Genomic DNA, 8,629 nt, shown 5'->3' on the forward strand with positions numbered 1-8,629 from the left:
CGAGCTCTGTAGAGTGAACCCTCTGCCTTATCAACTTGCTGAATGTGCACCTGAGTACCTGTTGGTGTTGATTTTATTTGGGCTAAAGCTTGGTCTGCGGCCATTTTTGCGGGCTCATAATTTTTGAATGCGCCGACTTGAATTCCCCAATCTGTAATTTCTTGAGCAGCACTCCCGACAGGTTGCACCGCTGCAATCTGTTCTGGAGCAATCTGCCCAGGAAGAGACAGACCAGCAGATGCGGTCAGGATAGGCTGAGGCGCTGGTTGTGGCGGTGCGGAGGCGATAATAGTTTCACGACGGGGGTTCCGCTTTGGCGCGACAGGTAACTTTGCAACCTGAGTGATGCCAACACGTTTGAAGCTTTTATCCAGAATTTCTTTCATATGACGGTCACGAGAACGACCAGTCTTTCCCCCGAAAACAACACCGATTAAACGACGCTCGTTACGTACCACAGATGCAACCAGATTAAAGCCAGAAGCGCGGGTGTAGCCTGTCTTTATACCATCAGTTCCCTGATAACTGGCAAGGAGCTTGTTATGGTTTCGATAGGATCTGTTTTTGTACTTATAGCTCTGCGTTGAAAATAGGTGATAGTACTGGGGAAAATCACGCTTTAGCGCGATAGCCAATTTTGACATATCGCGTGCCGTGCTCAATTGGCCACGGTTTGGCAAGCCAGACGCGTTACGGAATGTTGTTCTGGTCATACCCAAGGCATGTGCCTTTTTGGTCATCATTCTGGCAAAAGTTGTTTCTTTTCCACCGATGGCTTCGGCCATAACAACGGCTGCATCGTTCGCAGATTTTGTGACCAGTGCCATAATCACATCTTTGGTTGAAATGGTACTTTTGTATCTTAACCCAAGTTTTGACGGTGCCATACCAGCAGCTCGCTTTGATACGGGGAGCTTTTGTTTCATGGTCAACTTGCCCTTTTCCAAGGCATCAAATGCCATGTAGAGGGTCATCATTTTTGTCAGGGAGGCAGGATAGTTACGCGTATCTGCGTTTCTACTGTACAGAACTTCGCCAGTATGTGCATCAATCACAAGGGATGCGTACTTGGCCTGTGCCGGTGCCATAAGCACGAACAGGGTCAGAAGCATAGTGGAAATGAGCTTCAGTCCTAGGTTCATTAATTCCCCCCTTTAAAATGGGCTTGTCGATAAATTTTAGGCGATTTATCGAATGTTATAACTCAAATACGTCTACTAACCATTTAAAACAGAAGGATTCTACATAAAATCGATTCTTCTGTCTAGTTGCCATTAACCATCTGCCATCAGGATGACATATTTATCTTGAGAATGTGTAAAGATACAATGCCAATGTTAATAAATGGCAAAAATGGCGGAAAATTGTTTAATTTTACATATTGAGGATAAAATGCGTCTAGCTCAATTCGTGCCATTGGTATTTTCACCGCTGTTGCTTGCTGCAGGGTGTGCTTATCAAGGGAATATCGATAAGCCTTACACACAAAAGGCGACTTGGTTCAGTTATGTTGGCGGAGATGATATCCGTGAACGTTGTGTTCCGGGTGTTACTGAATATCGGTTGGTTTATAACGCTGTATATGATGAGCAGATTCGCAGCTATGAAATTAAAGGTCAGCCAGGTGGCTCTGCCGAGATGGTTTCCAGAGTTCAGGAAGGTCATGGTCTTAGAGGATCTAAAATCTCTCTTTCAGATCCTTTGGCCCAGTTTGGTTGGGAAAAATCTATCAAAAGACTTTCTGCTGCAGAAGTGAGTGAACTAGAGGGGCTTTTAAAAGTATCGGGTGCAGGCGAACCACATACAAAAGGGAATCGATTGCGTTCTGATGATTTTTATTGGGTATCAGCACTCTGTTATGACGGCGCTTTTGTTTATAACGGCTGGAAGAAAACATCCGAAGGGTTTGAACATCTGGCCTTTATGCCTTTCTTACTCAAGCATGATGAAACAGGTATAGATGTAAATCCAGTTCGTGACGTTGGGACAAAAAATGCGGCGCGGATGCATCAATCAAAAGCAGAACAACGAAAACACTTTGACCTTGAAGTCGGGGAGAATGGCCTTTTGACCGCCTTTTAAAGCTTATCATTAATCCTGGATCCCAAAGGTCCTAGCTTGTTTTTCCAGCAGGTGGCGCGAAAGCTTCACCTGTTTTTATATGTGCTCTACGAGGTTTTATGGTTTCTACAGGCAAAGAGATTGTGATCTTCTGTCTCTTTTCGCGTTGATTGCAATGTGTCATTTCGGTTGCAATCGCGTTATGTGTTTGTTGCATTGCAGCATTGCCCTTGAAATCTCAAATTAAATGTGTATGTTAATGCTTATGTTGCATTGCAGCATGAGTGAGTTGTCGGTTGGGGAGGATGAAGGTTCCGCCCTGAATTAAGAGCGAAGGTAGCCTTAATTTTTACCATAAGCGGGTAAATGCAGGCGGAACGCCGTGAAAACGAACTAATCCTAGGAGACTAAGGTGACAACAACAACTAAGAAAAAGTTGGCAGATACGACTGAAAGTAAGGCGAAAGCTGCACAAGCTAACGCCAAGAATACTGGTAAAGATACTGTCATTAACGGAACTGAAACCGTGGAGAATATGATGAAATCAAGTATGGACGCTGCTACTAAAGGCTATGAGCAAGCTTTTTCTTTTTCTCAAGCTCAGGCAGAAAAAGTTATGGATACTCTTTATAAGCAATGCGAAAGCGCTGCTGAATTGAACAAAGAAAGTGCTGAATTGGCTGCTAAGTCAGGCAACAGTATTTCTGAAGGTTATCAGAAGCTGAACTCAATGTTCATGGGCATGGCACAGGATGCTATGAAAAAGAACTTTGCAGTTGCAGAAGCTTTTCTTGGCGCAAAAGATTTCAACGAAGTAACAGACATTCAGTCTAGCTATGCACGTGAATCTTTTGATGCCATGGTAAAAAACGGCAATGAGCTAACAACACTGACAACCAAGCTGACGACTGAGGCTGTTGAGCCAGTTCGCAAGCAGGTTTCTGAAGCTGTTGAGAAAATGACAAAAGCTGCTGCTTAAGTTTTAAAAGCACGCTTTTTTTATAAGTAACGCCGAAAGCCCTGCTTAATGCAGGGCTTTTTGTGTGAATAGAGCCTTTTATCTTGAGCAGAGCCATCTTGAACAGGGAATGCAGGCACCCTATAATATAATGCTGTTGGTAATAGAGTTTTATGCATGGTCTGAGGGCTTGGTTGTTTTTCACCAGTGCTAAATTTAGTCATGCTGGACTTTGTCACCTGTTTACCAAGGTATAATAAAATTGTAGATACCTTGATGCGATAGCATGATGTCGCTGGAAAGTGTATCTCTGAAGACTAGGAATGATTAGGTAGTTTCTCTATGAGTGGAAAAGAGCGTGATGATGATTTTGGCACGTCGGACGACATTCTCGTAAAACCACGCGAGAAAACCAAGCGTCCGTCGATGTACAAGGTTTTGTTGTTGAATGATGATTACACGCCGATGGAATTTGTTATTCATGTCCTGACACAGTTTTTTGGCAAGGGACAGGATGACGCCACGCGTATTATGTTGCAGGTACATCAAAAAGGTGTCGGTGTATGCGGCGTGTTCAGCTATGACGTTGCCGAAACAAAAGCAACACAAGTGGTGGATCTTGCTCGTAAAAATCAGCACCCGTTGCAATGTACTATCGAAAAAGAATAATAAACGAATGATCTATAAATCGGGGGCAGTCTGCCCCCATTTCTCTAAAATCCAAAAAAAAATCAGATTTCTTTTAATATTTACCCTTTCTTCTTTTTTTTACCTCTACAATAATTTTGTACAATTTAGGTAACATCCTGAAAAAATATATAATTTAAGGGAAATGTACCTAATTTGGCCATGATTAAGGACGATAAAGGTAATGTTATTTATCTAACGTCTTGTTGAGCGAACATACTCTCCCTAGGTATAGTTTGTAACAATGGTCAAAGAGATTGGGTTGATATTAGGGTACTGGGGTCTTGGCATTTTGTAAGCATAGACCGTTTGCATTTTGAGACGCTGGTAAGTCAACTCAAACAATCTGATCACGATGGTTGTGAAGGGAAGTTAATTTATGGCAATGCTATCAAACAATCTGGAACAGACACTGCACAGAGCCTTGGCCTATGCCAATGAGCGTCGGCATGAATATGCTACGCTAGAGCATCTGTTGCTGTCGCTTACAGAAGATCAGGATGGCATTTCAGTCTTTAGAGCTTGCGGTGTTGAAATTGAAACGCTGCGCGAAGATCTGCTGGATTACATCGATAACGATCTCTCTAATCTAACCACTGTCCATTTGGGCGATGCAAAACCAACAGCTGGGTTTCAGCGGGTTTTACAACGTGCCGCGATACATGTGCAGTCATCTGGCCGCGAAGAAGTGACAGGCGCCAACGTATTGGTCGCCATGTTCTCGGAACGGGAAAGTCATGCTGTATTTTTTTTGCAAGAGCAGGAAATGAGCCGTCTGGATGCGGTGAACTATATCAGCCATGGCATCACAAAGGTCGAAGGGTTGGAAGAAACCCGTACTATTCACGGCGCTGATGATTTAATGGATGAGGGTGAAGGCCAAGCAGCCAAAGGACGCGAAGCAATTGACGCTTATTGTGTTGATCTAAACCAGAAAGCCAAAGACGGTAAAATTGATCTGTTGGTTGGTCGCGAGCAGGAACTGGAACGCACAATTCAGGTTCTTTGCCGTAGAACCAAGAACAATCCGTTGTATGTTGGTGACCCAGGCGTTGGTAAAACGGCTATTGCCGAAGGTCTTGCCAAAAAGATTGTTGATGGCGAAGTGCCGGAAGTTCTCAAAGAGACCAAAATTTTCTCTCTCGATATGGGGTCGCTTTTGGCAGGAACTCGTTATCGTGGTGACTTTGAAGAGCGTCTTAAGGGCGTGGTTAAAGAAGTCGAAGCCATGGATGGTGCCGTTCTCTTCATTGATGAAATCCACACCGTTATTGGTGCCGGAGCAACATCTGGCGGGTCTATGGACGCGTCAAACCTTCTTAAACCTGCGTTGCAGAACGGGGATTTGAGCTGCATTGGGTCAACGACCTATAAAGAATATCGCAATCATTTTGAAAAAGATCGTGCCTTGGTACGTCGGTTCCAGAAAATCGATGTCGCTGAACCTTCAATTGAAGATGCAGTCAAGATTTTACGAGGCCTGAAGCCTTATTACGAGGAGCATCACTCGGTTAAATACTCTAACGAAGCTTTACGTACGGCTGTGGAGCTTTCCGCACGTTACATTGGGGATCGAAAACTACCGGATAAAGCCATTGATGTGATTGATGAGGTCGGCGCATCACAGATGCTGTTGCCCGAAGATAAGCGCAAAAAATCGCTAGGTGTGAAGGACGTTGAGGCTGTTGTGGCCAAGATTGCCCGTATCCCGCCGAAATCAGTTTCCAAGGATGACAAATCTGTCCTCAAGAACCTTGAGCGTGACCTGAAGACCATGGTTTACGGACAGGATCAGGTGATCACCTCACTTGCGTCTGCGATTAAACTTGCTCGTGCCGGGTTACGTACACCGGAAAAACCGATTGGTAGTTATCTTTTCACTGGCCCAACCGGTGTCGGTAAGACAGAGGTCGCAAAACAGCTGTCCCATTCACTGGGTGTTGAGTTAACGCGCTTTGATATGTCCGAATATATGGAACGTCACGCAGTTTCTCGTTTGATTGGGGCGCCTCCGGGATATGTCGGGTTTGATCAGGGCGGTCTGTTGACTGACGCGATTGATAAGACGCCGCATTGCATTCTCTTGTTGGATGAAATTGAGAAAGCGCATCCGGATATCTTCAATATCCTGCTACAGGTTATGGATAATGGTCGCTTGACTGATAACAATGGCAAGACCATTGATTTCCGGAACGTGATCCTGATCATGACCTCTAACGCTGGTGCCGCGGATATGGCGAAACCTGCGATTGGCTTCGGCCGCGAAGTTCGCATCGGGGATGATGAAGAGGCTGTGAACAAGATCTTCACACCGGAATTCAGAAACCGTCTGGATGCAATCATTCCCTTTAAGAACCTATCCCCGGTTGTTATGGCCAAGGTGGTCGACAAGTTCATTATGGAACTGGAAACCCAGCTGGCAGACCGTCAGGTTACCTTTGAATTGTCACCAAAGGCCAAGAAGTGGCTGGCAACAGAAGGGTATGATCCGCTCTATGGGGCACGGCCACTGGCCCGTGTTATCCAGAATGAAATCAAAAAACCGCTGGCCGAAGAACTTCTGTTTGGCAAGCTGACCCGTGGTGGTGTTGTCCGCATTGATATCAAGGACAATAAACCAAGCTTTAGCTTCCCGGATGAAACAAAAAAGCCAGGAGCAAAGAAGTCTCGGCGTAAGCAGAAAGCTTAGAAGGCTCTGTCATAAAAAATGGCCCTGCATTTGCGGGGCCATTTTTTTATGGCTTCTAGAGACGAAGACTGTGCACTTTAGTGTCGCTGGAAGGGGGGCTTTCCCCCCTTCCAGCTAAATGCCTAGGTTTCCATAACTTGCTGTGGGGTATCGGCGGCAAGATCTTCCTTATCAAGGACTGGATCAAGGATAGAGCCTTTGTTCAAATTCCGAGTCATATACATCATTGCCAGAAGTACAATCAAGAGCAAGCCGCTGCCCATCGTCAGGGCGTAGTCTTCCATTTGAAGGATTGAATAGAGGAAGCCATAGAGGGCAGAGAGTAGGAAGCCGATGGCGAGGCCGTTGGTGCGACCTTTGGTGGCTGCGGTGATATAACTGGCAATGGATATGACAGTCACAGCTGCGGCGAGGGAATATGACAAGCTAAAGCTGATGTGCTCGGACAACGTCAGTAGTATTAGATAGAACACGGACAGAGAAACCCCGACCAATAGGTACTGCACCAGATGCAAGCGGATACCACGGGTGAACTCGAACACCAGTAACATAAGGTATGTCAGGGCAACGAACATAATACCGTACTTCGCTGCACGTATAGACGTGCCGTAGTGGGACACTGGCTCAAAAAGCTGTGCTTCGGCAATGATTTCGCCCAAGTTTATATCATCTGATGCCCGGAAAACCTGAGGGTAATTTCGAGACAGGTGACTGACTTCCCAGGTGGCATTAAAGCTATCATTGGTGATATCACGGCTTTTGGGCAGGAACTGTCGAAAGCTTGGGTGGGGCCAGTCAGCGGAAATGTTTATCTGGGTGTTCATACCCAAAGGAATTGCCCTGATATTGCGACTACCGCGTAGCGAGGTGTCAAATTGTACGGAAAAATCAGTGAGATCCTGTGATGGATCAAGCTTGGCAGAAAAACCGCTGACAAGATAAGGCGTTTGCAAGCCAGTACCGGGCATGAGTTCCAATTTTTTGCCATTCACACGAACTGCTGGTGAGGAACCGATACCGCTGTTATCCGTTAAGGCAATGGCAATATAAGCTTGGTCATAGTGAATTTTTTGCAGGTTCTTTATTGGTGGTGGATCGAGACGAAAGTTTGCTGACCCTTTGATGTCAGCGGTATAAACAAGACTTTTATAGATGGAACGTTCTCTAAAATCATGGGTGAGATCACTGTCGAGTTTTAGTTGATCGGGGAGTACAACAAGTTTGTCCTGACCCGCGATAATCCGGTCCTTACCGTTGCTGTCTGTAATACGGGTTTCTGTTGTATAGGGAATAACAAGAATGGGCGCGGCAAGGGTTTGTTCCTGTCCCCATTCCTGATCGGTTTCATGAAGAACCGAACGATAAAGGCTGTGCCTTTCCTGCATTAGATCGTGAACGAGCGCGGTAGGGATGAGCATCATCAAGGTCAGGAATCCGATGATGACAGCCTTAATCATCAGCGGGTTGCTATTGGCAATTTTGCCCCCTAAATCACCTGTTAACCCTGAAGCCTGTTGAGCATAGCGTCCATAGAGCCAGCGCAGACAGACCAGTCCGATGATGGCAAAAACGCCTAAAAATAGAACGACGGCCAGAATGACCAGTACAGTGGTAAAGTCGATCATTTTTCCTCCCCCTTAAAGGAAATCTGTAATTGAAGCATCTCAAAAGACGCACTGAAAATTGATAAAAAGAAGTAATGAAGAAAGAGATAGAAGGGCTTTGGGCTGATTTTTTGAACTGATTGGGGCAATCCAAGGAAAAATGGCGCAAACTTGCCACAGTTTAAGCAAATCTATCGGTCAGACTTTTCCCCGTGAGATTGAACCGACACCAAACTTGAAGGGGGATATGATGATAACGCGGGGTGTTCTTTCGACTGTATGTATTGGCGCGTCTTTGATTTTCTCTGGCGCTGTCTGGGCCGAGACCATGACAGGACAAAATCTTGCCGAGGCAGCTTTGGTGCGAACAACACAGAATGTTGTTTATGATAGTAGCTACCACTCAATAGCCTATCCCGGTGGTGATGTGCCTGCGAACATTGGTGTCTGCACCGATGTGGTGATCCGAAGCTATCGGGCGCTAGGGATTGATTTGCAAAAGCTGGTACACGAAGACATGCGGGCCAACTTTGCCAGCTATCCAAAGATATGGGGATTGACATCAACGGATCGAAATATTGATCATCGTCGGGTGCCAAACTTGCGGGTTTTCTTTTCCCGTCGCGGTCA

At 45.6% G+C, this 8,629-nt stretch carries 7 protein-coding genes; 5 read left to right on the forward strand and 2 right to left on the reverse strand.

Features of this window, described 5'->3' with window-relative positions:
• The coding region (locus Q0241_RS19390; protein WP_299380747.1) for a D-alanyl-D-alanine carboxypeptidase family protein at positions 1-1,142 on the reverse strand (1,142 nt) is incomplete at its 3' end.
• A gap of 250 nt (positions 1,143-1,392) precedes the next feature.
• Here Q0241_RS19390 and Q0241_RS19395 point away from each other — a divergent pair.
• The 4 genes from Q0241_RS19395 to clpA all read left to right on the forward strand — a co-directional run bounded on the left by Q0241_RS19395 (position 1,393) and on the right by clpA (position 6,395).
• Entirely contained in the window at positions 1,393-2,082 is a 690-nt protein-coding gene (locus tag Q0241_RS19395) for a hypothetical protein (RefSeq protein ID WP_299380748.1), read from the forward strand.
• Positions 2,083-2,473: 391 nt separating this feature from the next.
• Positions 2,474-3,040, forward strand: a complete 567-nt coding sequence (gene phaP / locus Q0241_RS19400) for a phasin family protein (protein WP_299380749.1) — start codon at positions 2,474-2,476, stop codon at positions 3,038-3,040.
• A gap of 321 nt (positions 3,041-3,361) precedes the next feature.
• Complete coding sequence (gene clpS, locus Q0241_RS19405; RefSeq protein ID WP_299380750.1) at positions 3,362-3,688, forward strand: ATP-dependent Clp protease adapter ClpS; 327 nt, start codon at positions 3,362-3,364, stop codon at positions 3,686-3,688.
• 403 nt (positions 3,689-4,091) lie between these two features.
• A complete protein-coding gene (clpA, locus tag Q0241_RS19410; protein ID WP_299380753.1) occupies positions 4,092-6,395 on the forward strand; it encodes an ATP-dependent Clp protease ATP-binding subunit ClpA in 2,304 nt (767 codons plus the stop codon).
• Between the two features lie 122 nt (positions 6,396-6,517).
• On the opposite strand, the gene creD is transcribed toward clpA, so the two are convergent.
• Positions 6,518-8,020 (reverse strand): cell envelope integrity protein CreD, encoded by a 1,503-nt coding sequence (gene creD / locus Q0241_RS19415; RefSeq protein ID WP_299380751.1) that lies wholly within the window; start codon positions 8,018-8,020, stop codon positions 6,518-6,520.
• A gap of 139 nt (positions 8,021-8,159) precedes the next feature.
• On the opposite strand from creD, the gene Q0241_RS19420 reads away from it, so the two are divergent.
• A partial coding sequence (locus Q0241_RS19420) for a DUF1287 domain-containing protein (protein WP_299380752.1) occupies positions 8,160-8,629 on the forward strand: 470 nt, incomplete at its 3' end.

This window comes from uncultured Kiloniella sp. (assembly GCF_937128705.1).
In the GTDB taxonomy this organism is placed as follows: Bacteria; Pseudomonadota; Alphaproteobacteria; order Kiloniellales; family Kiloniellaceae; genus Kiloniella.